The following is a 23,400-nucleotide window of genomic DNA, read 5'->3' as shown; positions in this document are numbered from 1 at the left end:
GCCGGCTACCCCGAGGCCGCCGTTCGCAGCAGGTCGCCGAGCAGCGCGGTATTGGCATCGAGGTCGTACTCGGCCACCACGGTGCGGCGGGCCTGTTCACCCAGCCGCTGCCGCAGGCCGCCGTCGACCAGCAGCCGCGCCAGGGCTCCCGCCAGGGCCTCGGCGCTCTCCGGCGCCACCAGCAGACCGTTCTCGCCGTCGCGGACCAGCTCCGGGATGCCCGTCAGCCGGGTGGAAGCCACCGGCAGCCCCCGCGCCATGGCCTCCATCATGGCCACCGGGATCCCGTCCATCTCGCCTCCCTGCCCCACGCAGCAGGGCAGCACGAAGACCGCGGCGCGGGCGAACTCGCCGGCCATCTCGCCGTGGGGCACCACCCCGGCCAGCTCGACCACGCCGTCGAGGTCCAGCTCGGCGTGCAGGTGGCGCAGCGCGGTTTCCTCCGGGCCCGAACCGATGATGCGGCAGCGGAAGGCGAGGCCCCGCTCGCGCAGCGTGTGGCACGCGCGCAGCAAGAAGCGGAATCCCTTGTAATCCACCAGCCGCCCCACGGCCAGCAGCAGCGGCGGTTCTGCGGGCGAGGGTCCCGTGGCCGTGAACCGCTCGGGATCGACCCCGCAGCGGATCACCTCGCAGCGGTCCGGGGCGATGCCGAGATTTTCGGCGAGCCAGCTGCGGTTGAACTCGCTGATCACGCGGATCGCCCTGGCCTCGCCGATCCGCCGCCGCGACAGCGCGCGCGGGAAGCGGCGCATGAAGATGTCGTGGGCATGGACGGCCACGGTATAGGGGATCCCGAACACGCGGTGCACCGCGCAGGCGTAGGTGGCGGCGCTGTCGGCGAACTGGACGTGCACCAGCGCGCAGCCCTCGCCGTCCAGGAGCTCGCCCCAGGCCACGGCCTCCAGGACGTGGAGCTTGGTCTTGGCCATCTCCACGGGGTTGGGTCCCGCGGCGAGCACCAGGTCGATCATGGTCCGCCACCAGCGGCCGGCCCGGCGCCCGCAGGCCGCGCGCAGGTTGGCCGAGATCACGCGTCCCCAGCCGAGCGGCCGCACGTAGCGGGTGGCGGCGAGATCGGCCTCCAGCTCGTCGGTCATGAAGGCGGCCGGCGGCGTCCGGAGCGACCAGGCCTGCACCGGCAGCCGTTCCACCTCGGCCCGGGTGAAGGTGGTGCTGTAGTTGGGATAGGTGTGGGTCAGGTAGGCGATCATACGCGCACCACCTCCTCGTAGACCGCCCAGGTATCGCGGGCGCAGCGCTCCCAGCTGTAGGTGGTGGCGGCGGCCTCACGGCCCTGCTCGCCGTGGCGGCGGGCCAGGTCAGGATCGGCGAGCAGGCCGGCGAGAGCATCGGCCAGCGCGGCCTCGTCGCCCACGGGAACCACCAATCCGCAGCCCGATTCGCGGACGGTGTGGCCGAGGGCGCCGGTGTCGGTGGCCACCACGGCGCGGCCGGCGGTCATGGCCTGCAGGACCACGCCGCTCTGGGTGATGTCGCGATAGGGCAGCGCGACCACGTCGGCGGCGGCGAAGTGGGCATCGACGTGGGCGTCGTCGACATAGACCGGCCGGAAGTCCACCGCGTCACGCAGGCCCAGACGATCGATCTCGCCGGTGATCTCGGCGGGATCCAGATGCCGCAGCTTGCCGGCCACGAGCAGGTGGGCGTCCGGCACGCGCCGGCGGACCTGTGCCATGGCGCGCACCAGACCGTCGACGTTCTTCTCGCGCCGGAGCTCGCCGAACAGGAGCACCAGCGGCGCGTCGTGCGACAGGCCCAGCAGGCGACGGGCGGCGGCCCGGTCCACCGGCGTGGTGCGGAAGGCGTCGTAGCTGCCGTGCGGCACAACGCGGATGCGGTCGAGCGGGATCTGGAAGCGCTCGGCCAGGCGCGGTCGGTTGGCCTGGTGATGGACGATGAGCCGGGCGGCCGCCTGGAAGGTCTGGCGCAGCAGGGCGGACGAGCCGCCCTGGACCGCGTCCCAGGCGTCGATGTCGTGGACCGTGGTGACCAGCCGGCGCCGGAGCGGGCCCAGGGCCCGGGCCGTGAAGGTCTCCAGCGGCGGGAAGACGTTGAAATGCTGCCAGTGGATCACATCGTAGCCGCCGCGGCGGACGGCCGCGAGCATGCGCAGGGTGGCGGCGGAATAACGGAGCCCCTTGACCAGCTGGTTCGGCTGGTGGCGCAGGTCGGGAAAGCCGCGCCACACGCCCCCGGCACAATCCTCGCCGGCGGGGAAGCAGGCCGCCGAATAGATGGTGACCCGGCCGCCCAGCGCCTCGAGGGCGCGGGCGAGGCCGAGGTCGTACTTCCACATGCCCGGCAGGGCATGGGTTTCGAGGAGCGCGATCTTCATGGAGGCCATTGTAACTCGAAGAAGCCTTTGGGAATAGCGCGGAGTGCCCATTGGTGGACCCACCGGTGCTGCCTGGTCACCCGGCGTGATCATTGTCACGGAATCCGAATTGATATATGATGTTTTTCGTTACAAATCACTCCCAACACCGGAGGTCGCCCCATGCGCCCATTGCGAACGCCCCTGATCTTCAGCTTGCTGACCCTGGCGGCCCTGCCGGCCTTCGCCGACTGCATCATCACCGGCCACATCACCGCCACGGAGGCCGACGAGGGCGCCCCGGGCGAGTGGTGCTACACCCTCGTGGTCGACTGGGACACCGGCACGGTGCACGCCCTCAGCCACCTCGACCTGATCGTCGACCTGCCCGGCGGCACCTGCCTGTGCAGCGACTTCGCCCAGAACATCATCTTCGCCGAGCCCGGTGGCTCGTCCGACGGCTACCCCGACGGCTGCACGGTGGAGTACGACGCCTACCTCGAGTGCAACGGCGATCCGTCGATTCCTGGCATCGAGGGCATCCTGTTCAAGTGGGAGCCCATCGAGGACATGGGCTGCGAGCCCGGCCCCACCGGCCAGGGCACCTTCGTGTTCTACAGCGACCTCGATCCGGTGCCGGTGGACGAGGAATTGCCCCTGGTGGTCCAGAAGGCCAGCGGCGACTACTGCGAGGGCAGCATCGGCGGCGTGTTCCCCAGCCTGCCCTGTGATCCGGTGGCCGGCGACGACGCGAGCTGGAGCCGCGTCAAGGGCCTGTACCGCTAGTCGACATCCCGCCATCCCTGTCGGAGACGGCGCGGCCCCCGGGTCGCGCCGTCCGACGTTTCAATGCGCCACCGTCACGCTGTCGAGGATCTCGTCGGCCACCGGCTGCCAGTCTTCCAGGGGCCGGCGAGGACCCCAGATCAGGATCACCAGCAACCGCAGGTGATCGGGGAGGTCGGGCGAGGGGCCATCCGACTTCACCACCATGGTCTCGATCACGTCCTGGCCGAACTCGCGGCCCGGGGCGGTGACCTGCCAGGCCTCGCCACCGGCCACCGTGATCGAACGGGGTTCCCCGGGGCCCTCGACGTCGCGCATGCCGCTCATCTTCCAGCAGTACTTCCGGGCCGACTGCTGGGTGTCGGTCTGCCAGAGGACCACGTGGATGGTCCCGTCGCTGAGGTGATGGATCGAGCGATCCTCCGGGCGCGCGACCTGATGGAATTCCCGCGGCGACGAGAAGGCCAGACCATTGGTGGGATGGCGATAGACGTGGCGGTCGCCGGCTTGGCCCGCCAGCGGCAGAAGCAGGGTCAGGGTCAGGGCGAGGTTCTTGGCGTTCATGGGAGACCTCCGGGTTCGGGTTCACCGATCTGGATGCAAGATCGGGGACGTTGGCCCAGGTTCCTGCCCTCCTGCCTCAAGTGATTATCAGGCATAAGTTTGCGCCATCATCATGATGGCCCGACCAGCCAGCCAAACCGGGCACTGTGTCCGTGCTGACACGTCGTTCCGACCCCTCCCCGTGTCCAGGAGGCCACCAGCGCTCCGTTCCGGACGACGGCCCGGTCACCCGTCCGGGGCGATGCCGCGAAGTTTCCCTGGCAGATTCCCTTGTCCTCGCATCCGCACGTCCTATCTTTCCGCCAATACCCGCAACCGCGGTTGCCTGACGCCCCGCGGACCCGAACCAACGAGCCCCTGGCGGAGGACACCGAACATGGCGAAGTACAAGATCGGCTGGATGCCCGGCGACGGCGTGGGCGTGGACGTGATGGAGGCCACCAAGGTGGTGCTCGACAAGCTCGGCTTCGACGCCGAGTACATCCACGGCGACATCGGCTGGGAGATCTGGCGCACCGAGGCCAACCCCCTGCCCGACCGCACCATCGAGATGCTCCAGTCGGTGGACGCCGCGCTCTTCGGCGCCATCACCTCCAAGCCCAAGGAGGAGGCCGAGAACGAGCTGATGCCCGAGCTGCAGGGCAAGGGTCACGTCTATCGCAGTCCCATCGTGCGCCTGCGCCAGACCTTCGACCTGCAGACCAATCTCCGTCCGTGCAAGGCCTACGCGGGCAACCCCCTGAACTTCCGCGACGACCTCGACCTGGTGGTCTTCCGCCAGAACACCGAGGGCCTGTACATGGGCGTGGAATACCATCCGCTGCCCCAGGACGTGCGCGACAAGCTCACCGAGACCCACCCGGCGCAGATGTCGCGCATGGACGGCGTGGACAACGACGACATCGCCATCTCGTGCCGCATCTTCACGCGCGAGGGCTGCCAGAACATCGTGCGCGCCGCCTTCGAGTACGCCAAGAAGTTCGGCTACAAGTCGGTGACCGTGGTGGAGAAGCCCAACGTGATCCGCGAGACCAGCGGCCTGATGGTGCGCGAGGCGCGCAAGATCGCCAAGGACTACCCCGGCATCGAGCTCTGGGAGACCAACATCGACGCCATGTGCATGTGGCTGGTGAAGAACCCCCAGGACTACGGCGTGCTCGTGGCGAGCAACATGTTCGGCGACATCGTCAGCGACCTCTGCGCCCAGCTCGTGGGCGGCCTGGGCTTCGCCTGCTCCGGCAACATCGGCAAGGACGTGGCCATCTTCGAGCCGAGCCACGGCTCGGCGCCCAAGTACGTCGGCATGAACAAGGTCAACCCCATCGCCATGATGCTGTCGGCCAAGATGATGCTCGACTACCTGGGCGAGACCGCCATGGCGGACAAGCTGGAGAAGGCCATCGCCGACGTCATCGCCGAAGGCCAGCACCGCACCTACGACATGGGCGGCACCACGACGACGACCGAGATGGCGGCGGCCGTGGCTGCCAAGCTGTAGCCTCCAGCGGCCAACGGAACGCCCGCGACGATCCGCTCCGGATGCCGTCGCGGGCGTTCCTCTCGTCTGCCCCGCCGACACTGTGCGTTGATCCTCCCTTTGCCATGGGGCGGCCATAAGCTAGGATCCCGTCGCGCTTCTCGATATCCTTCGCCCTGTCTCGAGGAGGGACCTGATGACACGCGACTACAACGCCCGCCTGCCCGGCCCGAGACGGTGATCGTGCCGACCAAAGCCGAGACACGGACCGACCGGCCCGATATCCTCGCCGTAGCTCGCAGGGACCTGGCGCGACGGCAGCTGAGAGCGATGCTGCTGTTCTTCACCGCAGCGGTCATGGTCCTGCTGCTCACCAGCCTTCTGCTGGGCGACACCGAGGCGATCATCATCACCATCAGCAACCTGGCGGTGCTCCTGGTCATTGGCTGGCTCCGCCACCGGGATCACCTGAGCAGCGCGGTGATGCTGGCCAGTATGTCCATGCTCGCCACGGCGGCCTGGGGCACCTGGACCACGAGCTGGGGATTACTCGATTCGACCCTGCTCATCTTCGCCACCACGGTCGTATTTGGCGCCCTGGTCCTGCGCCCACGCCTGTTCTATTCGCTGATGCTTCTGACCTTCACGGCCGTGCTGATCATCGGTTTCCGCGCGCGGCTCGGCCTCGCCATTGGCCTCGACGACGGCCACACCCGGCTCATCGACGTGGTCGTGGTCGTGACCGCACTGGCCATGCTGGCGTTCCTCGCGCGCCGACAGAGCGAGATGCTCTGGCACACGCTGGAGCGTGCGGTCACCAATGAACAGAACGTACGTGAAGCCAATGTCGCCCTGGAGCAGCAGCGCGAACAGCTCGCGATCTCGGAGCGGCGCTGGCGTTCGCTCGTGACCGCCGCGCCGGACTGGATCGTACAGCTCGACCACGCCGGCCGGGTGGTTTACGCCAACTGTGACGGCTTCTTCGCCGGCTCACCCCAGGGCCGTCACCTGGATGAGATCCTCGCTTCCGGTGACCGGGCCCAGCTGCGCGAGGCCATCGCCACCGTCGTGGCCGAGGGAACGCCCGCGACACTGGAGCTGTCGGTACCCCAGGCCGACGGCCCCCGTCACTGCGTCTTCCACTGCGGCCCCCTGCGCGACGATGATGTGATCGAGGGCGTGATCGTCCTGGTGAACGACGCCACCGACCGCTGGCATCTCCAGCAACAGCTGCAGCAGACCCAGAAGCTGGAATCGCTCGGCCAGCTCGCCGGCGGCATCGCCCACGATTTCAACAACTTGCTGACGGTCATCGGTGGCCATGTCGACCTCGCCCGTGACCATGTCGCCGCCGATCACCCGATCCAGAACGACCTCGAGGTCATCGACACGGCCATCAGCCAGGCCTCGACGCTGACCCACCAGATCCTCGCCTTCTCGCGCCAGCAGACGCTCCACCCGCGTCCGATCTCGCTGGCGGCCACCGTGGATACCATGGGGCGCATGCTCGAACGCATCATCGGGGAGGACACGAGCCTGTCCATCTCGATCGAAACGGATCTGCCCCCGGTGATGGCCGACCCCGGCTCGCTCGAACAGGTGATCATGAACCTGGTGGTCAACGCCCGTGACGCCATCCGCGAACATCCCGCCCCTGGCGAGCGGAAGATCGAGCTGGCGGCCGGCTCCCGCGAACTGACGGACGCCGACGCCGAGGCCCACGGCGGCCTCGCGCCGGGCCGCTACGTGGCCTTCTCGGTCCGCGACACCGGTCCGGGCATCCCGCCCGAGATCCAGCCGCGGATCTTCGACCCCTTCTTCACCACCAAGGCGCCGGGCCAGGGCACCGGTCTCGGGCTGGCCACCGTCTTCGGCATCGTGACCCAGAGCGCCGGCGCCATCGAGCTGCAATCCGAACCTGGCGCCGGCACGTGCCTGACCATCCTCCTGCCCACCGTCGACGCCACGCCGGACGTGACCCCTGAGGCGACCGCGCCGGCCGTCCCCCGTGGCGACGGCGAACACATCCTGCTGGTGGAGGACGATCCCGCGGTCCTCGAACTGGCCCGGGCCTGCCTCCTCAACCAGGGCTACCGGGTCACCGAAGCCGTCGATGGACGCCAGGCCCTGGGCGCCTTCACCGCGGCGGGAGACATCGATCTCGTGGTCACCGACGTAGTGATGCCGGAGCTCGACGGCTACCAGCTTCAGCAAGCCCTGCCGGCCGGCACGCCCATCCTCTTCACCTCGGGCCATACGAATACCGACCGCATCACGGGCCGCCCCCTGCCCCAGTTGCACCCCTTCCTCCCCAAACCTTATTCCCCGGACGAGTTGTTCCGTCTGGTCCACGGGATCCTGCGCGACGGGACACCCGGCCCCTGACGTTCATCGCCGGTGTGCCGGATCTTCACACCTGTGAAACGCCACCACGCCGGGCGGCCCACGAGTGGATCCAGCCCTGAGTCTGTAGTAGTTTAATCCATTTAAAAACAACGACTTGAAGTACCAGTCCGCCCAGGCATGCCACCTGCATCGGGGAGCTCAAGCCCGCAGCAGCAGGTGGATCCCGGGATCCGGCGCGGGGTCGTCCCGCAATTCCGCGGGGACATGTCGATCCCGGATCCGCCTGCTCCTGCGGGCCTGAAGAGGGAGAGCCAGCCATGACCCACGCTTGCCGACCGCGCCGCTCAGTCGGCCCCGTGAAAGCCCGCGGCCAGGGCGCAGGTCGCGACCGTCTCGTCCAGATAGGTCGCGGCCTCCACCCCGGCCGGCGCGTTGTGCAGCAACCACTTGGTCACACCCTGGCAAAGCGTCAGCACGAGGCGGGCCGCCACGGTCGGATCGGTCGGCTGGCAATCGCGGCGCCGGGCGAGGATCGCGGCGATCTCGGTCACCAGCTCGTCGTCCTCCGCCTTGCTGCCCCGCCACTGGGGAAAGACCTGACTCAGCTCGCGCTCCATGGCACGCATGAGGTCGTCATCGTGAGTATGGGCCTGCACCATGCCGTCGAGGACCCGGCGCAGGCCGGTGGGAAAGTCGTGACGCTCGTCGGCCATGGTCACCATGGCCTGCTGCGCCTGGCTGCGCATCTCCTCGATGTGCTCCTCCAGGATCGCGGCGTAGATGGTCTCCTTGTTGGGAAAATACTGGTAGAGCGAACCCACCGAGACCCCGGCCCGCCGGGCGATGAGGTTGGTGGAGACCCGGGCGTACCCCACGGCCACCAGCAGCTGGGCCGCCGCCTCGGTGATGGCGGCCACCGTGGCGCGCGCCCGTTCCTGACGCGGCTGGCGGCGCAGCCGGCGGTCGTCCTCGGCGGATTGCCGACCAGCCAGAATCCGAGCCTTGTCGGTACCGGCAGCTCTGGAATCACGACTGCTCACATCTCACTCCGTTCTCTCGCAACACGTTATGGACGCCGCGGTCCAGCTGCTCGCATCCGGTCAAAGCGAGTCAACAATCCGAGCGATCACTCGTATCTTAACTGTACGCGAGCGATCACTCAAGTTTGAATCCCGATCCGAGGAGAACGATCATGCCTGCCAGCCCAGCCTTCGCCCTGCCCGAGGATCAGCGACCGCAGCCGCATGTCGCCCCCTGGTGGGTCGGCTATCTCCTGCTGCTGCCGATCCGTCGCTGGTACCAGAACCCCGACCGCCTGCTCGCCCCTCATGTCGCGCCCGGCCAGACCGTCCTCGATGTAGGACCCGGCATGGGCTACTTCACCCTGCCCCTGGCCCGCCTGGTGGGACCGACCGGACGGGTCCTGGGCGTGGATTGCCAGGAGCGCATGCTCGAGCAACTGGATCGGCGCGCCGCCGGCCAGGGGCTCGCCGATCGCATCGAGACCCGCCGCTGCAGTCAGGAGTCGCTGCAGGTCGGCGACCTGCGCGAGCAAGTCGACCTGGTCCTCGCCTTCAACGTGGTCCACGAGGCCAGCGATCCCGAGCGCATGATCGGCGAGATGGCGCGCAGCCTGCGCCCGGGCGGTCGGCTCTTCCTCAGCGAGCCCCGCGGCCACGTCGACCGCGACGTGTTCCTCTGGGAATACGGTCTGGCTCGCGAGGCCGGTCTGCAGGCCGTGGCGTGGCCCAAGCACGTGCGCCAGATGACCGTGGTGATGGAGAAGCCCGTGGCCGGCGCATAGATCGCCGGCCACTGTGGCCTTGCATCCCGGCCGTCAGCATCGATATTGATCCGACGACATCGACCCGGATCCCGCAACCCGAGACGCTGCACCATGGTCACCAGGCACGCCACACCGGTCCGCCCTCGTTGCGAGGGCATGGTCACCCGCGGCAAGACCGCACGCAACCGGCTGCGCGGCAGCGACCACTTCCTCCTGCACTACGATCCCGGCCTGTTCTCCCGCACCCAGGGTGCCTGGGACGGTGCCTTCTGCGTGGACCTCGGCTACGGCGCCGAGCCTTTCACCACCCTGGAGTGGGCCCAGCGGCTGCGCAACCACGTGCCCGGACTGCCCGTCCTGGGCGTGGAGATCGATCCGGACCGGGTGGAGCGCGCGCGGCCCTTCGCCGATGCGGCCACCCGGTTCCGGCTGGGTGATTTCGACCTGCCGCTGCACGGAACCGAGCGCGTGCGTCTGATCCGCGCCTTCAACGTGCTACGCCAGTACGACGAGGAGGCCGTGGGTCCGGCCTGGACCCGGCTCACCGCCCAGCTCCTGCCCGGCGGGCTGCTCGTCGAGGGCACCAGCTGCCCGCACGGCCGCGTCTGGAGCGCCTGCCTGGTCCGGCGCACCGCCGAGGCGGCCCAGCCCTGGCGGCTCGAGGCGCTGGTCCTCGGGGCCAACCTGCGCACCGGCTTCGATCCCGAGGTCTTCCAGACGCGCCTGCCCAAGGCGTTCATCCACCGCATGGTCCCCGGCGAACCGATCCATGACCTCCTCGCGGGACTGAAGCGCGCCGCCGACGAGACCCGCGCCATGGCCACCTGGGGCACGCGCCAGTGGTTCGCCGCCGCGGCCGCCCACCTGGCGGGCCAGGGCTTCGCGGTGGAGTTGCGGCCCCGCTGGCTGAAGCAGGGCTGGCTGGTGTGGCGGCAGCCGCCGCTGCCGGACTAGCTCTCCGGACGATCGAAGCCGACCGGACCCGCCGGCGCCGCATGGCCGGTGATGTGCGCCACGATCCTCTCGGCGTGCACGTGGCAGTTCTCGATGAAGACCATGAAGCTGCTCTGGGTCCCCGCGGTGGCCGTGCCGGCGATGTAAAGCCCGGGCACCGGGGTCTGCATGGTGTCCGGGTCGAAGACCGGAATGTCCTCGGGTCCCTCGAGCGGCACCCCCGCCTGGCGCAGCAGGGTGGTGTCCGCCACGTAGCCGGTGAGCAGGAGGACATCGTCCGCCGGCACGACGCGGGGTTCGCCGCCGGCCGTCGGCTGCAGGGTCACCGTGTCGGGTCCGATCGCCACCGGCACCGTGCTCCGGTGGTCCCCGATCTCGCCGCGCTTCAGCCGGCTCTTCAGCTCGGGCAAGAGCCAGTACTTCACCGACGCCGCGTTGAAGTCCTCCCGCCGGTAACTCAGCGCGACCCGGGCGCCGGCGTGGTGGCAACGCAGTGCTGCCTCCACCGCCGAGTTCTTCCCCCCGACCACGAGCAAGCGCCGGCCGAAATAGCGATGGGGTTCGTCGAAGTAATGCGAGACGTGGGGCAGGTCTTCACCCGGCAAGCCCAGCCGCCGCGGAGCATCCATGTCTCCCACCGCCAGCACCACGTGCCGGGCCTGGAACCGCCGCGGGCCGCCGGCCGGCTCGGCGGTGACGACGAATCCCGACCCGGCAGCGACGACGCCGGTGACCGGCGTGAAGGTCCGCACGGCGATGCCGTGGATCCGCACCACCTGGCGCAGGTATGCCAGGTACTCCTCGCGGGTCGCCTTCTGCTGGTCGAGGGTCTGGATGGGCACGCCCGCGATGGCGATGCGGTCGTTGCTCGAGAAGAAGTGCATCTGCCGCGGGAACCAGGTGATGGTCTGGCCCACGGCCCCCTTCTCCAGGACCGTCACCGTCAGGCCGGCGGCGCCCAGGCATGCGGCGCACTCCAGGCCGATGGGGCCGGCGCCCACGATGATCACGTCGTATTCCTGGTGCGATTCGGTCAAGCGTCCACTCCCGGCTCGGGTCGAACTGGCAATATAGGTCCAGGTCGCCGGGGCATCATCCTCGAGTTTTATGCAACCAGTTGCGCGTTTTTTCGTATACCGCCTCACCGGAGGTGATCCGTGGATCTGATCGATCAACTGGGCGAACTGGCGCTGGCCTCGCGGTTGCACCGCCTGGCCGACACCCTGCAGAAAGACGTCACCCGCATCTACGCCGAGCTGGGACTCGACTTCGAGGCCCGCTGGTTTCCGGTGCTGGCCGCGCTGCGCGACGGTCGGTCACGGTCGGTGACCGAGCTGGCCGTCGAGCTGGGGTTGACGCACCAGGCCGTGTCCAAGACCGCCAGGCTCCTAGTCGATCGCGGTCTCCTGGCCGAGACGAGCGACCCCGCCGACAATCGCCGCAAGCTCCTGGTGCTGGCCCCGCCGGGCCGTCGTCTGTGCCGTCGGCTGGCGCCGATCTGGCAGGAGATCAAGACCGCCAACCGCGAGTTGCTGAGCGAGACGGGGACCGACCTGCTGGCCGATCTCCAGCGTCTCGAAGCAGCCCTGAGCGCCGATTCCATGGCCGCCCGCGTGCGCCGGCGCCTCGACCTCGCCCAGGTCGATCCGGTCCGCATCGAGGACTACCGCCCCGGCTACAAGAAGCATTTCCGCCGGCTCAACGAGCTCTGGCTCGAGGACGGCTTCGCCATCGAGCCCGGCGACCGCCGCCTGCTCGACGACCCCAACGGCCACATCGTCCGCCGCGGCGGCGCGGTGCTCTTCGCCGTGGTCGACTCCACGGTGGCCGGCACCTGCGCGCTCCTGCGGCACGACGGCCGGGAATGGGAGCTGGCCAAGATGGCGGTGGACCCGGCCTATCGCCGCCGCGGACTGGGCCGTCGTCTGAGCGAGACCGCCATCGCCCGCGTCCGCCAGGCCGGCGCCTCGCGTCTCTGGCTGCGCACCAGTCCCCGCCTGCGTGCCGCCGGGCGGCTCTATCGGAGCCTCGGCTTCCGCCGCACCCGCCGGCACCCCTTCCCCTCGGACGACTACGCGCGCGAAACCTTCACCATGGTCCTGGACCTGGGGCCCTGACAGGAGATCCCGTCATGAAACGTCTACTCCCCCTCGCTATGATCCTCGCGGCGGCCATCCCGGTCCTGGGCCAGCCCCAGCCACCGAGCTTCCCCGACCTCGACGCCGCCCGCCGCGCCGCCATCGTCGACAGCCTCACCGCGGCGCTGGACACGGTCTACGTCTTCCCCGACGTGGCGCGCCAGATGGTCGACGACGTCCGCGGCCGTCTCGCCCGCGGCGAATACGACGACATCACCGCAGTGCCCGAGTTCACCGACCGCCTCACCGAGGACTTCCGCGCCATCAGCCACGACCTGCACCTGCGCGTGGGCGTGACGCCGCCCCCGCCGCCCGGCGAGGCCGAGGACCCGGCTGTGGCCCGCCGGCGCGAGCAGGAGCGGAACCGCTTCTACAACTACTCGTTCGAGAAGGTCGAACGCCTGAACGGCAACGTGGGCTACCTCAAGCTCAACGGCTTCAGCGGCGACCCGGAGGCTGGCCCCACCGCGGTGGCCGCCATGAACTTCCTCGGCCACTGCGACGCCCTGATCGTCGACCTCACCGACAACGGCGGCGGCTCGCCGACCATGATCCAGCTCTTGACCAGCTACCTGGTGGACGGCCCCACGCACCTCAACAGCTTCTACATCCGGACCACCGACACGACCAAGCAGTTCTGGACCCTGCCCTGGGTCCCGGGACCGCGGCTGTTCGAGATCCCGATCTTCGTCCTGACCAGCCGGTACACCTTCTCCGGAGCCGAGGAGTTCACCTACAACCTGAAGAACCTCGAGCGCGCCACCATCGTCGGCGAGACCACCGGCGGCGGCGCCCACCCGGTCAACGGACACTTCTTCGATTTCGGCGACTACCACGTCACCATGTCGCTGCCCTTCGGGCGCGCGGTCAACCCCATCACCGGCACCAACTGGGAAGGCACGGGCATCGAGCCGCACGTGGCCTGTGCCCGGGACGCGGCGTTCGACACCGCCTACATCCAGGCGCTGCAGACCCTCGAGGAAGCGTGCGAGGATCCCCAGCGCAGGTTCAGCCTCGCCTGGGCCCGCGAGGATCTGTCCGCCAAGCTGGCGGCGGTGTCGCTGTCCGCCGAAGAGATGCGCCAGTACGCGGGGAGCTACGGCCCGCGCCAGGTGCGCCTGGAAGACGGAACCCTCCTCTATCAGCGTCAGGACAACGACCCCATGGTCATGATCCCCATGGGCGACGACACCTTCCGTTTCGAGGAGATCGACTGGTTCCGCGCCCGCTTCGAGCGCGATGAAGACGGCCGCGTGGTCCGGTTGAAGGGCCTGTACCGGAACGGCCGCACCGACATCACCGAGCGCGACGGCTGATCCGGAGTCCCGGAGCCACGAACGAGGCCGGGCTCCCGACGGAGCCCGGCCTCGAGTGTACGGTCGGCGGCGAGAAGATCAGTCGGCCGGCATCTGCGCCCCGCGGCTGCGGCTGCGCTCGATGCTCTGCAGCGCCAGGTAGTCCTTGCCGAACCGCGCCAGGTTGTCGAGCTCGGTGTCGTACTGGTCGAAGTGGCGTTCCTCGTCGGCCACCAGCTCCTCGAAGAGCTGCTTGCTCATGGCGTCGGCGTTCTGCGCGCACTCGTTGGCCCAGGTGTTGTAGTCCTTGGCGCTCTGCGCCTCCATGGCCGCGGCGGTCTCGAGCATCTTCTGGACGTCGGTCTCCTTCTTGACCGGGTCGGTCACGTCCATCTCCACCTCGCCCTTGAGGAAGAGGATGCGCTCGGCCAGCTTCTCGACGTGGAGCATCTCCTCGATGGCCGTGCGCTTGAAGAGCTGCGCCAGCAGGTCGAAGCCCTGATCGTCGCAATGGAAGTGCCAGTACATGTACTGATGGACGGCGCTCAGCTCGTCGCCGACAGCCTTGTTCAGCAACACGATACTCTTCTCGTGCATGGCAATCCTCCCGGGTGGGAAAGGGGTCCTGGACTAAGTCTGCCAGGTCTACTGCGTTCCCCGGCATGCTACCGATGTCCTCTCCCGACTGCAACCGGCGAGTAGCCTCGCCTCAAGCAGGAGCGAAAATGGCCGACATGAACCAGAAAGGAGGGCACCATGCCCAAGATTCGCCCGCACTTCAGCGCGGGGCTCCTGATCGCCCTGCTCGCAGCGTCCGGCTGTGGCAGCCAGGATCAGGCCACGTCCCAGCGGGAAGGCTTCGACAAGCAGGCCGCCATCGCCCAGGCCCGCACGCAGCTGCAGTCCCCCGACCCCGGCACGCGCGCCAGCGGCTGCCGCGAGCTGGGCAATCCCCTCAAGATCGACCCCGCCAGCTGCCAGCTCCTGCGCCGGACGCTGCGCCACGACCCCGAGACCGTGGTCCGGCGGGCCGCCGCCAGCGCCCTCGCCGTGGACGAATACGTGACCGCACTGCCGGACCTGCGCACGGCGGCCACCGACGACCCGGACATGTTCGTGCGCCGCGACGCCATCGCGACGCTGGCCTACCATCGCGACGCCGGCAGCACCGAGCTGATGGATCGGATCATCCGCCATTCGCGCGAGGACTCGTACACCAAGGCCGAGGCCATCGAGGCGCTGGGAGCCATCGACACGCCCGAGGCCGGACGCATCCTCTGCGATCTCCTCCGCGGCCGGGACCTTTCCCGTGATCTCGACCTCAAGGTCCTCGACGCCCTGGCCGGCATGAGTCCCGCCAGCGCCTACGACGAGCTGCTGCGGGTCATGGACCGGCGGGGCATCGGCGTGGACGCCATGAGCGCGCGCAAGCTCCGCGAGAAGCACACCGACCAGACCATGGCGCAGCTGGTCAAGTGCTACCGGCAGCGGGACCAGATGCTGGCCGATGGTTTCCGGCTCACCGGCAACGCGTTCCTGGACCTCTGATCCCGCCCCGCCTGCTCAGGGTCGATAGTACCGGAGGGCCTCGGGCATGTGCTCGTTCAACTGGCGCACGCGGGTCTCGTCCGCCGGGTGGGTGCTCATGAACTCGGGCGGCTTCTCGCCGCCGAGCGCCGCCATGCGCTGCCAGAACACCGGCGCCTCGCGGGGATCGTAGTCGGCCATGGCCATGAAGATCAGGCCCATGTGGTCGGCCTCGCTCTCGTGGAGACGGCTGAACGGCAACATGGCGCCGTACTGGGTGCCCACCGCGAAGGCCGCCATGTAGATCGCGCGCGTCTGCTCGGGCTCGGTCTTGACCGCCTCGCCCAGGGCCATGCCGCCCAGCTGGGCCGCCAGGCCCTGGCTCATGCGCTCACCGCCGTGCTCGGCGATGGCGTGGGCGATCTCGTGGCCCATGACCACCGCCACCCCCGTCTCGTCCCGACAGAGGGGCAGGATCCCGGTATAGAACGCCACCTTGCCGCCTGGCATGCACCAGGCGTTGACCTGGTCGCTCTCGATGAGGTTGAACTCCCACTGGTAGCCGTCGAGGTGACTGCTCAGCCCCTGCTCGGCCAGGTACTGTTCCACCGCAGCCTGGATCCGCTGCCCCACGCGCCGGACCATGGCGGTCTGTTCGGAATCGCGGCTGAGCTGGCTGCCCTGGATGACCTCGTCGTATTGCTGATAGCTCATGGCCTGCATCTCGGCATCGGAGACGAGGCTGAGCTGCTTGCGACCGGTGACGGGCACGGTGGCGCAGCTGGCCAGGAGAGCCAGCAAGAGCACCGCGGCGAGGACGGGGACACGGCGAGTCATGGTCGTTGAACCTCCAGAAAAGCGAGGGCGAATCGGGTCGTCATGCGGGCACGATAACGGTGGCTGCCGGCTCCGGCCAGCCGCCGGATTTCAAGGCGATGGTCGCTGGTACTGGCGGTACGCGCCGCCCAGCCACTGCCCCAGCGCGAACGACCCGGCCAGCACCGGCACCGTGCGCCAGGAGAGGCCCACTCCCAGCCAGAGCCTCAGCCCGATGGCCAGGACCACCGGCGCATGGACCGCCACGAACCAGCGCCCCGACAGCTTGCGCAGGCCGGCGCGCCAGTAGCCGAACGGCAGGTTGATGGCGACAATGGCCGCGGCCAGGCAGGCCAGGGTGGTGCGGGCAGTGATGTCGGGACCTCCGGGGTTTGAGCCGCGATGATGCATCAGGGCGTGTCGGACAGCTACCAGCCTACCGCCAGGGCGATCGCCAGCGCCAGGAAGATCCCCGCGGTCAGCCAATCGAAGAGCCGCTGGATCCATGGCCGACGTGCGATCAGCTCGCCCAGGACGCCAGCGAACAGCCCGAACGCCGTGAAGATCACGAAGGCCTGGGCCATGAACAAGAGGCCCAGGACGATCATCTGCAGCCAGACCGGCACGGCGAGGTCGCGGCGGACGAACTGGGGCAGGAAAGCCAGGAAGAAGAGCGCCACCTTGGGATTGAGCACGTTCATGAGGAAGCCGCGGCGGTACAGCGCCCAGGCCCCGACGGGAGCGTGGTCGGCCGTGGCCTGGGGGCCGCCTCCGCGCTCGCGGACGATCCGCCAGGCGAGGTAGGCCAGGTAGGCGGCGCCCGCGTACTGGACCGCCCGGAACGCCAGTTCGCTGGCGGCGAGCACCGCGCTGATGCCCAGCGCCGCCGCCGTGGTGTGGACCAGGACTCCCGAGACCATGCCCCAGGCGGCAAGGACCGCGGGGCGTCGGCCGCGCGCCAGGCCCAGCGACACCACCAGCACGTTGTCCGGACCGGGCGCCACGGTCAAGAGCACGCAGGCCGCCAGATAGGGGCCGAGGGTCGTGGGGTCAACGGCCATGGCGGCCCTCGTCGCCCACCTCGAGCAGTGGCAGCCATACCTCGGGGACGAGATCGGGGACGGTGCGTTCGCGGGCACGGGAGTCGGCCCAGGCCAGCAGGACGGGATCGCGCGCGGCGTCGGTGGCCAGACGGTCGGGGTCGGGAGTGATGGCGACGCGGCTCAGGTCGAGGCGGTCCGCATCCCAGCAGGTGCGGACGGTGACCTCGCCGTCGACCGCGCCATCGGTGTGCCGCTCGCACGCGTCCAGCAACAGCACGAAGGCCGCATCATCGAGATCGAACGCCACGCCGCGCAGGGCGCGCGCCAGTTTGGCGCCCCGGTCGCCGTGCCCCGGATCGATGCTCTCGTTCTGGCGACGCGCGTCGTGGAAGACCGCGAAGAGTTCCACCACCCTGATATCGGCGCCCGTGCGCGCGGCCAGGAGGCGTCCGTTCTCGAACACGCGCGCCCAGTGGCCAATGCCGTGGACCCCCTCGAGGGACAACAGATAGCCGGAAACAATGGCGTCGAGCAGTGCGGCCGTGATCACGAGGGGCTCCTTCCGCGCTGCATTCTAAACGCATCGCGCGTCGACGTCCACGGCGCGGCCGTCCGGGGGATCAGCGGAGACCCGCCGACCGACCGCCGCTCGGTGCGCATGAGCGGACGGCCGGCGGCGGGTCAACTGCACCAGGGCCTCGGGGAGGGATCACGCTGCGGACACTTCGAAGACCGGCATGACCTCGGAACGGTCCGTTCCCCGGTGCAGCGAGGCGAGAGGGAGCCAGGGGTTCGAGCTGGGTCGGAGAGGGGCCGCGGGCGGTGCATGGACACTCCTGGATTAGGCAGGCCGTGGCACCATGAAGCCGCATCGGCCACCATATGCCATCACGTGAACGGCACGACAGGCCTCGTATTATATCAAACATGATTGATTCATATCAATAATAACATGTTAAAAATACAACGAGAAACCGCGATTCCGACGGTTGCCTCCGCGACCTGCATGACGTATCATCATTTCACGAGGTTCAAGCGATGACGACCCTGATGCAGACCTGTAACGTCCTGTTCTGGTGGTGGCCCACCGCCGGACGGATGGGTCTGCCCTGATGTAGGGCCTCTCGCGAGAGACAACGACCTGACCGCCGGCTTCCCCAGCGAAGCCGGCGGTTTTCTTTATCCAGGACCAACCGACGGAGGAACGACCATGGCCGCCAACGCCCCGAAACTCAGCACCATCCCCGACGAGAACGGCTTCTTCGGCCCCTATGGCGGACGCTTCGTACCGCCGCCGCTGGAGGCGCCGCTGCAAGCGCTCACCGAGGCCTTCCTCGCGGTCCGCCAAGACGAGGTCTTCCAGGCCGAGCTGGCGCGCGAACTGCGCGACTACTCGGGCCGCCCCACGCCGCTTTACCTGGCCCGCCGCCTCGGCGAGGACCTGGGCTTCACCGTGCTGCTCAAGCGCGAGGACCTCAACCACCTCGGTGCGCACAAGCTGAACAACTGCCTCGGCCAGGCCTTGCTCGCCCGGCGCATGGGCAAGACCAAGATCATCGCCGAGACCGGCGCCGGTCAGCACGGCACCGCCACGGCCGCGGTGGCGGCCCGCCTCGGGCTGGCGTGCGAGATCCACATGGGCGCCGAGGACATGCGCCGCCAGCGGTCCAACGTGCTGCGCATGGAGCTACTCGGCGCCAGGGTGGTCCCCGCCGAGGCCGGCGACAAGACCCTCAGCGAGGCCGTGGACCAGGCCATCGGCGCCTGGGTCGGCGAGAGCGAGACCGCGTTCTACCTGCTGGGCTCGGCGGTCGGACCGCACCCCTATCCGCTGATGGTCCGCGAGTTCCAGTCGGTGATCGGCCGCGAGACGCGCCAGCAATGCCTGGACCAGCACGGCCGTCTGCCCGACCTGCTGGTGGCCTGCGCCGGCGGCGGCAGCAACGCCATCGGCCTCTTCCACGCCATGCTCGAGGACGACCAGGTCTGCATGGTGGGCGTCGAGGCCGCCGGCAGCGGGGTCCACACCGACCGCCATGCCGCCACCCTGACCTGCGGCTCCCCCATGGTGATCCACGGCATGAACACCTACTGCGTCCCCGAGGGCGAGGTGGCCAGCGGCGACAACCATTGCCTCGCCGCCGGCCTCGACTATCCCGGCATCGGGCCCGAGCACAGCTACCTCAAGGATCTGGGTCGCGTCCGCTACGAGGCCGTCACCGACGCCGAGGTCCTGGCCGCGTTCGCCAAGCTGAGCCAGCTCGAGGGCATCGTGCCCGCGTTCGAGAGCAGCCACGCGCTGGCGTACCTCGAGCATCTGCGCGGTCGGATCGCTCCCGAGACCATGGTGGTGGTCAACGTCTCGGGCCGCGGCGACAAGGACATGGAGGAATACTTCCGGCGGATCACTTGAGGCGCCGCCGGGGCGGAGGCTGCATCCCCCCCAGCCTCCGCCCCGCGGCCGACCCCATGCCCTGCCCACATTGGTCTTCTCACGGGAACCTGACATGCTACGCTCCACGCCATGACCTACTGGCTCGACCTCTTCGGCGTCGCCGTCTTCGCGGTGACCGGCGCCCTGGCCGCCGGCCGCAAGCGCATGGACCTCTTCGGGGTCCTGGTGCTCGCCATGGTCACCGCCGTGGGCGGCGGCACCACCCGCGACCTGCTGCTCGGGGTGCGCCCCGTGTTCTGGGTCGCCCAGCCCGAGTACCTCGGCGTGATCGGCGGCACGGCGCTGGGCACCGTCGTCCTGCAGCGCCGGCTGGGGTTCCTCCTCGACAAGCCCCTGATCTACTTCGACGCCTTCGGCCTCGCCCTCTTCGCGGTCCTCGGCGCCCAGAAGGCCCTCGGCCTGGGCGCGGCCCCCGCGGTCTGCGTGGTCATGGGGGTCCTGACCGGCGTCTTCGGCGGCGTGATCCGCGACACCATCAGCGACAAGTTCCCCCTCATCTTCCGCAGCGACCTCTACGCCACCTGCGCCGTGCTCGGGGCCACGGTCTACGTGGTGCTGGCGCGCCTCGGCGCCGGCGAACAGCTGGCCACCGCCGCGGGACTGCTGGCCGGGCTGGGGCTCCGGCTGCTGGCGATCCGCCGGCACCTGCACCTGCCGGTGTTCTCGCTGGACAGATCCCGGTAGCCCGCCTGATCGCCCCGGCGCCTCCGTGGTAGAATCGCCAGACCAAGAGGGATGCAGTCCGACCGCTTGCTAAAGCCCGACATCGCCAGCGCACCATCGTTGCCCAGGGCATCGGTGCATCCGTCCACCCCCCAGGAGGCCCATCACTCCTTGCCAAGGCGTTCCCGTCCCTCGCTCCACCCATGAACGCCCGACGAGGAGGTCCCCGTCACCGTGGAGGTGGCCGGCGAGGAGATCCTGGAGGGAGAGGTCGTCCATGCTGTCCGGTACTCGGTCACCGGCCTGAGCACGTCCCAACCCGCGGCCTGGCTCCAGCTGCCGCTGGTGGCGAGCAACCTGGTGGTGCCGGCCAGCGGGACCAGCTGGACCGACCTGAAGGACCGCTTCCGCTGAGACGGACCACCACGGCAGGACACGGCCCCGGTCCGACACTGTCGGCGGACCGGGGCCGGTGATGTCTGCTTCGCCGGTGGGTCAGGACGCTTCGATTTCCTGGATGCACGCCGCGGCGCTCTGGTCGCCGTAGATCAGCTTCATGAGGCCGGGGTAGTAGCGGTGCATCATGCCCACGCCCACGCCCACCAGATTCTTGACCATGATCGGGCTGAGCTGGCTGCCTTCCACGTCGACGCTGGTCTTGTAGCGCACCTCGCCATCGCTCATGTCGAGCTCGAAGTTCCCGATCTTCAGCGCATAGTTGGCGCGGCAGACGAACTCGGCCGCGGCCAGGCGCTTCTCCTCGGGGACCTGGGTGGGGCTGTAGATGTAGACGAGGAGCTGGTCGACATCGTCGTGGGCGTCGATGAAGACGCGGAAGCTCACGCCGTCGCCGGTGATGCCGGTCTTCAGGAGCCCCTTCTCGTCGTCGCGTTCGAACGGCCAGTCGTCGGCGGTGAGGAACTCTTGGGCGATGTCCAGGAACTTCGACATGGAACCTTCCCCTTTTCGGGTCTCCGGCCAGGCCGGGATGATGGCGCCGCAGCCGGCGCGTGGGCGCGGACGATTGAACGGACTAATGCAAAAAAGGGGCCAGCCTGACGCTCAGGGCTGTCCCGTCTCGATCACGACCTCGGAGATCCCGTCGCCAGGCATCTCCATATGCCCGGCGACCTGGAGCGATCGCAGCCGCTGCGCCAGCGCCGGCGGCAGCTCGGCCATCTCGTCGTCGATGTCGATCTCCAGGGTGGCGAGCATGGCGCCGACATCGAGATAACCCCAGCTGCAACCACGAGCGGTGAGCTGGCGCCGTCCGTGCTCGGGTGCGGCGTCCGCCAGGGAGGTTCCGCCGGTCCCGGCAGCGAAGGCCAGCAAGGCCTCGGGATCCTCCACCATGAAGACCAGCATCACGGTATCGCCGCGATGGCCGAGGACATGGCTGCGGCCCTCGGGATCCATGGGCCAGAGGAAGCTGCGCAGGGTCACGTCCCCGGCGGTCAGAGGCTCGCCCTCCGTAAGCATCGCCAGCGCCGGGCTGGCCGCGAACATGTCCTCGACCTGTACGGCTCCGGCCTCGTCGCGCGCCCGCATGAGCAGCGCGTAGCCCAGACCGTCGGCGCCGGCCACGGTCCACTCGTCCAGCAGCGCGGCCAGATCGGGCAGCGAGAAGCCCAGCAGGCCCTCGGCGGCGGCGAATGGATCGCGCTGCATCGGCGCCAGCGTCTGGCCCGAGGCCTCGGCGGCCGCCGCCATCATGTCCACCACGAATTGCTGGATCAGCTCCATCTTGGCCCGACCCTCGTGGACCAGCGCCCCCTCGTACAGGAAGGTGCCGGCGGGAAGCCAGGCCTGCAGTTCGCTCGGACCGACCGGATTCTCGTAGAGTGGAGCCAGGGCGCTGCCCTCGGTGAGGGCCTGGCGCGAGATGAGCCGGGTCAGGAGATAGTCGGCGCCCAGGTAACCGTACTGCGAGCCGTACTTCTCCATGAGCGGCCCCATGCTGGCGGGATCGAAGCCCGGAGGCGTGGGCCCGAAGCCGCGGAATTCGGACTGGAATTCGGGCGTGATATAGATTGTGGCCTGATGGGTCCGGCCGTCGCTGACCCGGGCATAGGCGGGCGTGTCCATGAGGCCGCTGGCGGGCGGGTCCAGCAGGGCGGCCATGGCCTCGCCCCAGCGCTCGCCCTCGCTGGCCATCATCACATGGGCGCCGGTGCGACCCACGAAGAGCTGCACCTCGTCCGCGGTGTCCAGGACCAGGGCCGGGATGCCCGCGATGTCCTGGGTCTGGCCACCCTGGCGCTGCACCATGGCGAGGACGCGTTCAGCCGCGGGCTCGTCGGCGCATTGCAGATGGACCAGCAGGACGGGGTCCTCGGCGCCCTCGTGCAGGGGCGGGTGGATGGAGACGTCGGCGCGGCTCAGATCCTGCAACAGCGCATGGACGTCCTCGCGCGGATCGGCCGCCAGCTCCAGGCCCAGCTCCTCGCGCAGGGCATCGCGGGTTTCTTCCTTGTCGAGTTCCGTCACCACGAGTTCGAGCAGCCCCGAGGCCTCGAGTGCGGGTTCCAGGGCAGGCAGCTCCTCGAGGTGGAGCCAGAGGAGGGTGTCAACGGGCAGCAGATGGCCCAGATTGTCCTGCTTGTCACCGGTGGCGCAACCGTACAGCAGGATCGCCAGCGCGAGGGCGATCGAGAGGGCAACGAGACGGCGGGCGATCATGGCGCGGTCCTTTCTCTTCGGACATGACGAAGCGGCCACCGCCATCCCCGGGCAGCGACCGCTTCACCGTAAGCGACCCGTCATGATCCTGTCAACGCGCGCTCAGGCGCGACCCTCGGCCCGGCCCGCCGGATCGATGGCATGCTCGAGCAGGTCCACGAACGACACCACCTCCAGGGCGCTCTCGTTGGTGGCCGCCAGGATCACCGGCGGTGCCATGTCGGCTTCGAGCGCCTCCTGCCAGCGCGCGGCGCACAAGCACCAGCGGTCGCCAGGCTTCAGGCCGGCGAAGCCCCAGGCCTCGTTGGGTGTGCTGAGATCGTTGCCCACCAGGCGGCTGTAGTTCAGGAAGTCCGCGGTCACCACCACGCACACCGCGTGCACACCGATGTCGTCGGGACCGGTATCGCAGCAGCCTGTGCGGTAGAAACCGGTGACGGGGTCCGTACTGCAGCTCTCGAGCGGTCCGCCGAGGACGTTCTTCTGCCGGCTCATGACTGAGGACCTCGCTGGTCTGATCTGTTCATGGTACG

The 23,400-nt window shown here is 69.0% G+C and carries 24 protein-coding genes; 11 read left to right on the top strand and 13 right to left on the bottom strand.

Going from position 1 to position 23,400, the window contains the following annotated elements; translation table 11 throughout:
• Window positions 1–5 precede the first annotated feature (5 nt).
• Together IFSED24_RS18235 and IFSED24_RS18230 are read right to left on the bottom strand one after the other, a co-directional pair.
• Window positions 6–1,214, bottom strand: a complete 1,209-nt coding sequence (locus IFSED24_RS18235; RefSeq protein WP_491332916.1) for a glycosyltransferase — start codon at window positions 1,212–1,214, stop codon at window positions 6–8.
• Window positions 1,211–2,359 carry a glycosyltransferase family 4 protein gene (locus tag IFSED24_RS18230; RefSeq protein WP_491332915.1) on the bottom strand — a complete coding sequence of 383 codons (1,149 nt, stop codon included), beginning with the start codon at window positions 2,357–2,359 and terminating at the stop codon, window positions 1,211–1,213. Before IFSED24_RS18230 ends, IFSED24_RS18235 begins: the two co-directional genes overlap by 4 nt.
• 162 nt (window positions 2,360–2,521) lie before the next feature.
• Between IFSED24_RS18230 and IFSED24_RS18225 the strand changes: the two genes are divergently transcribed.
• Window positions 2,522–3,124, top strand: coding sequence for a hypothetical protein (locus IFSED24_RS18225; RefSeq protein ID WP_491332914.1), 603 nt, complete (start codon window positions 2,522–2,524; stop codon window positions 3,122–3,124).
• Window positions 3,125–3,184: 60 nt separating this feature from the next.
• On the opposite strand, the gene IFSED24_RS18220 is transcribed toward IFSED24_RS18225, so the two are convergent.
• Window positions 3,185–3,688 carry a hypothetical protein gene (locus IFSED24_RS18220; protein ID WP_491332913.1) on the bottom strand — a complete coding sequence of 168 codons (504 nt, stop codon included), beginning with the start codon at window positions 3,686–3,688 and terminating at the stop codon, window positions 3,185–3,187.
• A 376-nt stretch (window positions 3,689–4,064) separates the two neighbouring features.
• Between IFSED24_RS18220 and IFSED24_RS18215 the strand changes: the two genes are divergently transcribed.
• On the top strand, window positions 4,065–5,186 hold the full coding sequence (locus tag IFSED24_RS18215) for an isocitrate/isopropylmalate dehydrogenase family protein (protein ID WP_491332912.1): 1,122 nt from the start codon (window positions 4,065–4,067) through the stop codon (window positions 5,184–5,186).
• A 309-nt stretch (window positions 5,187–5,495) separates the two neighbouring features.
• Window positions 5,496–7,550 carry a hybrid sensor histidine kinase/response regulator gene (locus tag IFSED24_RS18210; RefSeq protein WP_491332911.1) on the top strand — a complete coding sequence of 685 codons (2,055 nt, stop codon included), beginning with the start codon at window positions 5,496–5,498 and terminating at the stop codon, window positions 7,548–7,550.
• A gap of 305 nt (window positions 7,551–7,855) precedes the next feature.
• Here the strand turns inward: IFSED24_RS18210 and IFSED24_RS18205 are convergent, their stop codons facing one another.
• Window positions 7,856–8,551, bottom strand: a complete 696-nt coding sequence (locus IFSED24_RS18205) for a TetR/AcrR family transcriptional regulator (protein ID WP_491332910.1) — start codon at window positions 8,549–8,551, stop codon at window positions 7,856–7,858.
• 152 nt (window positions 8,552–8,703) lie between these two features.
• On the opposite strand from IFSED24_RS18205, the gene IFSED24_RS18200 reads away from it, so the two are divergent.
• Window positions 8,704–9,315 (top strand): class I SAM-dependent methyltransferase, encoded by a 612-nt coding sequence (locus tag IFSED24_RS18200; protein ID WP_491332909.1) that lies wholly within the window; start codon window positions 8,704–8,706, stop codon window positions 9,313–9,315.
• A 93-nt stretch (window positions 9,316–9,408) separates the two neighbouring features.
• Complete coding sequence (locus IFSED24_RS18195) at window positions 9,409–10,251, top strand: class I SAM-dependent methyltransferase (protein WP_491332908.1); 843 nt, start codon at window positions 9,409–9,411, stop codon at window positions 10,249–10,251.
• Here IFSED24_RS18195 and IFSED24_RS18190 read toward each other — a convergent pair.
• Complete coding sequence (locus IFSED24_RS18190) at window positions 10,248–11,288, bottom strand: NAD(P)-binding domain-containing protein (protein WP_491332907.1); 1,041 nt, start codon at window positions 11,286–11,288, stop codon at window positions 10,248–10,250. The two genes, IFSED24_RS18195 and IFSED24_RS18190, sit on opposite strands and share 4 nt — an antisense overlap.
• Window positions 11,289–11,408: 120 nt before the next feature.
• Between IFSED24_RS18190 and IFSED24_RS18185 the strand changes: the two genes are divergently transcribed.
• Both IFSED24_RS18185 and IFSED24_RS18180 read left to right on the top strand, forming a co-directional pair.
• The gene (locus IFSED24_RS18185) at window positions 11,409–12,368 is read left to right on the top strand and encodes a bifunctional helix-turn-helix transcriptional regulator/GNAT family N-acetyltransferase (RefSeq protein ID WP_491332906.1); all 960 of its coding nucleotides are present in this window, start codon (window positions 11,409–11,411) and stop codon (window positions 12,366–12,368) included.
• A 14-nt stretch (window positions 12,369–12,382) separates the two neighbouring features.
• Window positions 12,383–13,705 (top strand): S41 family peptidase, encoded by a 1,323-nt coding sequence (locus IFSED24_RS18180; RefSeq protein WP_491332905.1) that lies wholly within the window; start codon window positions 12,383–12,385, stop codon window positions 13,703–13,705.
• A 78-nt stretch (window positions 13,706–13,783) separates the two neighbouring features.
• On the opposite strand, the gene IFSED24_RS18175 is transcribed toward IFSED24_RS18180, so the two are convergent.
• A complete protein-coding gene (locus tag IFSED24_RS18175; RefSeq protein WP_491332904.1) occupies window positions 13,784–14,281 on the bottom strand; it encodes a bacterioferritin in 498 nt (165 codons plus the stop codon).
• Between the two features lie 159 nt (window positions 14,282–14,440).
• Between IFSED24_RS18175 and IFSED24_RS18170 the strand changes: the two genes are divergently transcribed.
• Window positions 14,441–15,232: a HEAT repeat domain-containing protein gene (locus IFSED24_RS18170; protein WP_491332903.1), complete on the top strand. Its 792-nt coding sequence runs from the start codon at window positions 14,441–14,443 to the stop codon at window positions 15,230–15,232.
• A gap of 15 nt (window positions 15,233–15,247) precedes the next feature.
• Here the strand turns inward: IFSED24_RS18170 and IFSED24_RS18165 are convergent, their stop codons facing one another.
• From IFSED24_RS18165 to IFSED24_RS18150, 4 genes are all read right to left on the bottom strand, one after another.
• On the bottom strand, window positions 15,248–16,048 hold the full coding sequence (locus tag IFSED24_RS18165) for a M48 family metallopeptidase (protein ID WP_491332902.1): 801 nt from the start codon (window positions 16,046–16,048) through the stop codon (window positions 15,248–15,250).
• Window positions 16,049–16,138: 90 nt separating this feature from the next.
• Window positions 16,139–16,438 carry a hypothetical protein gene (locus IFSED24_RS18160; protein ID WP_491332901.1) on the bottom strand — a complete coding sequence of 100 codons (300 nt, stop codon included), beginning with the start codon at window positions 16,436–16,438 and terminating at the stop codon, window positions 16,139–16,141.
• Window positions 16,439–16,455: 17 nt separating this feature from the next.
• Complete coding sequence (locus tag IFSED24_RS18155; protein ID WP_491332900.1) at window positions 16,456–17,088, bottom strand: LysE family translocator; 633 nt, start codon at window positions 17,086–17,088, stop codon at window positions 16,456–16,458.
• A complete protein-coding gene (locus IFSED24_RS18150) occupies window positions 17,078–17,620 on the bottom strand; it encodes an HD domain-containing protein (protein WP_491332899.1) in 543 nt (180 codons plus the stop codon). Before IFSED24_RS18150 ends, IFSED24_RS18155 begins: the two co-directional genes overlap by 11 nt.
• Before the next feature lie 660 nt (window positions 17,621–18,280).
• Between IFSED24_RS18150 and trpB the strand changes: the two genes are divergently transcribed.
• The 3 genes from trpB to IFSED24_RS18135 all read left to right on the top strand — a co-directional run bounded on the left by trpB (window position 18,281) and on the right by IFSED24_RS18135 (window position 20,602).
• On the top strand, window positions 18,281–19,483 hold the full coding sequence (trpB, locus tag IFSED24_RS18145; protein ID WP_491332898.1) for a tryptophan synthase subunit beta: 1,203 nt from the start codon (window positions 18,281–18,283) through the stop codon (window positions 19,481–19,483).
• A 111-nt stretch (window positions 19,484–19,594) separates the two neighbouring features.
• Window positions 19,595–20,209: a trimeric intracellular cation channel family protein gene (locus IFSED24_RS18140; protein ID WP_491332897.1), complete on the top strand. Its 615-nt coding sequence runs from the start codon at window positions 19,595–19,597 to the stop codon at window positions 20,207–20,209.
• 213 nt (window positions 20,210–20,422) lie between these two features.
• The gene (locus IFSED24_RS18135) at window positions 20,423–20,602 is read left to right on the top strand and encodes a hypothetical protein (RefSeq protein WP_491332896.1); all 180 of its coding nucleotides are present in this window, start codon (window positions 20,423–20,425) and stop codon (window positions 20,600–20,602) included.
• Window positions 20,603–20,683: 81 nt separating this feature from the next.
• On the opposite strand, the gene IFSED24_RS18130 is transcribed toward IFSED24_RS18135, so the two are convergent.
• From IFSED24_RS18130 to IFSED24_RS18120, 3 genes are all read right to left on the bottom strand, one after another.
• Window positions 20,684–21,139, bottom strand: coding sequence for a YbjN domain-containing protein (locus IFSED24_RS18130; RefSeq protein WP_491332895.1), 456 nt, complete (start codon window positions 21,137–21,139; stop codon window positions 20,684–20,686).
• Window positions 21,140–21,250: 111 nt separating this feature from the next.
• Window positions 21,251–22,867: a hypothetical protein gene (locus IFSED24_RS18125; RefSeq protein WP_491332894.1), complete on the bottom strand. Its 1,617-nt coding sequence runs from the start codon at window positions 22,865–22,867 to the stop codon at window positions 21,251–21,253.
• A 102-nt stretch (window positions 22,868–22,969) separates the two neighbouring features.
• Entirely contained in the window at window positions 22,970–23,362 is a 393-nt protein-coding gene (locus IFSED24_RS18120; protein WP_491332893.1) for a DUF2237 family protein, read from the bottom strand.
• Window positions 23,363–23,400: the final 38 nt, after the last annotated feature.

Source organism: Candidatus Latescibacter sp. IFSED24 (genome assembly GCF_058273205.1).
Note: the sequence above shows the minus strand (reverse complement) of the source record. Positions and strands in the feature narration are given on the sequence as shown.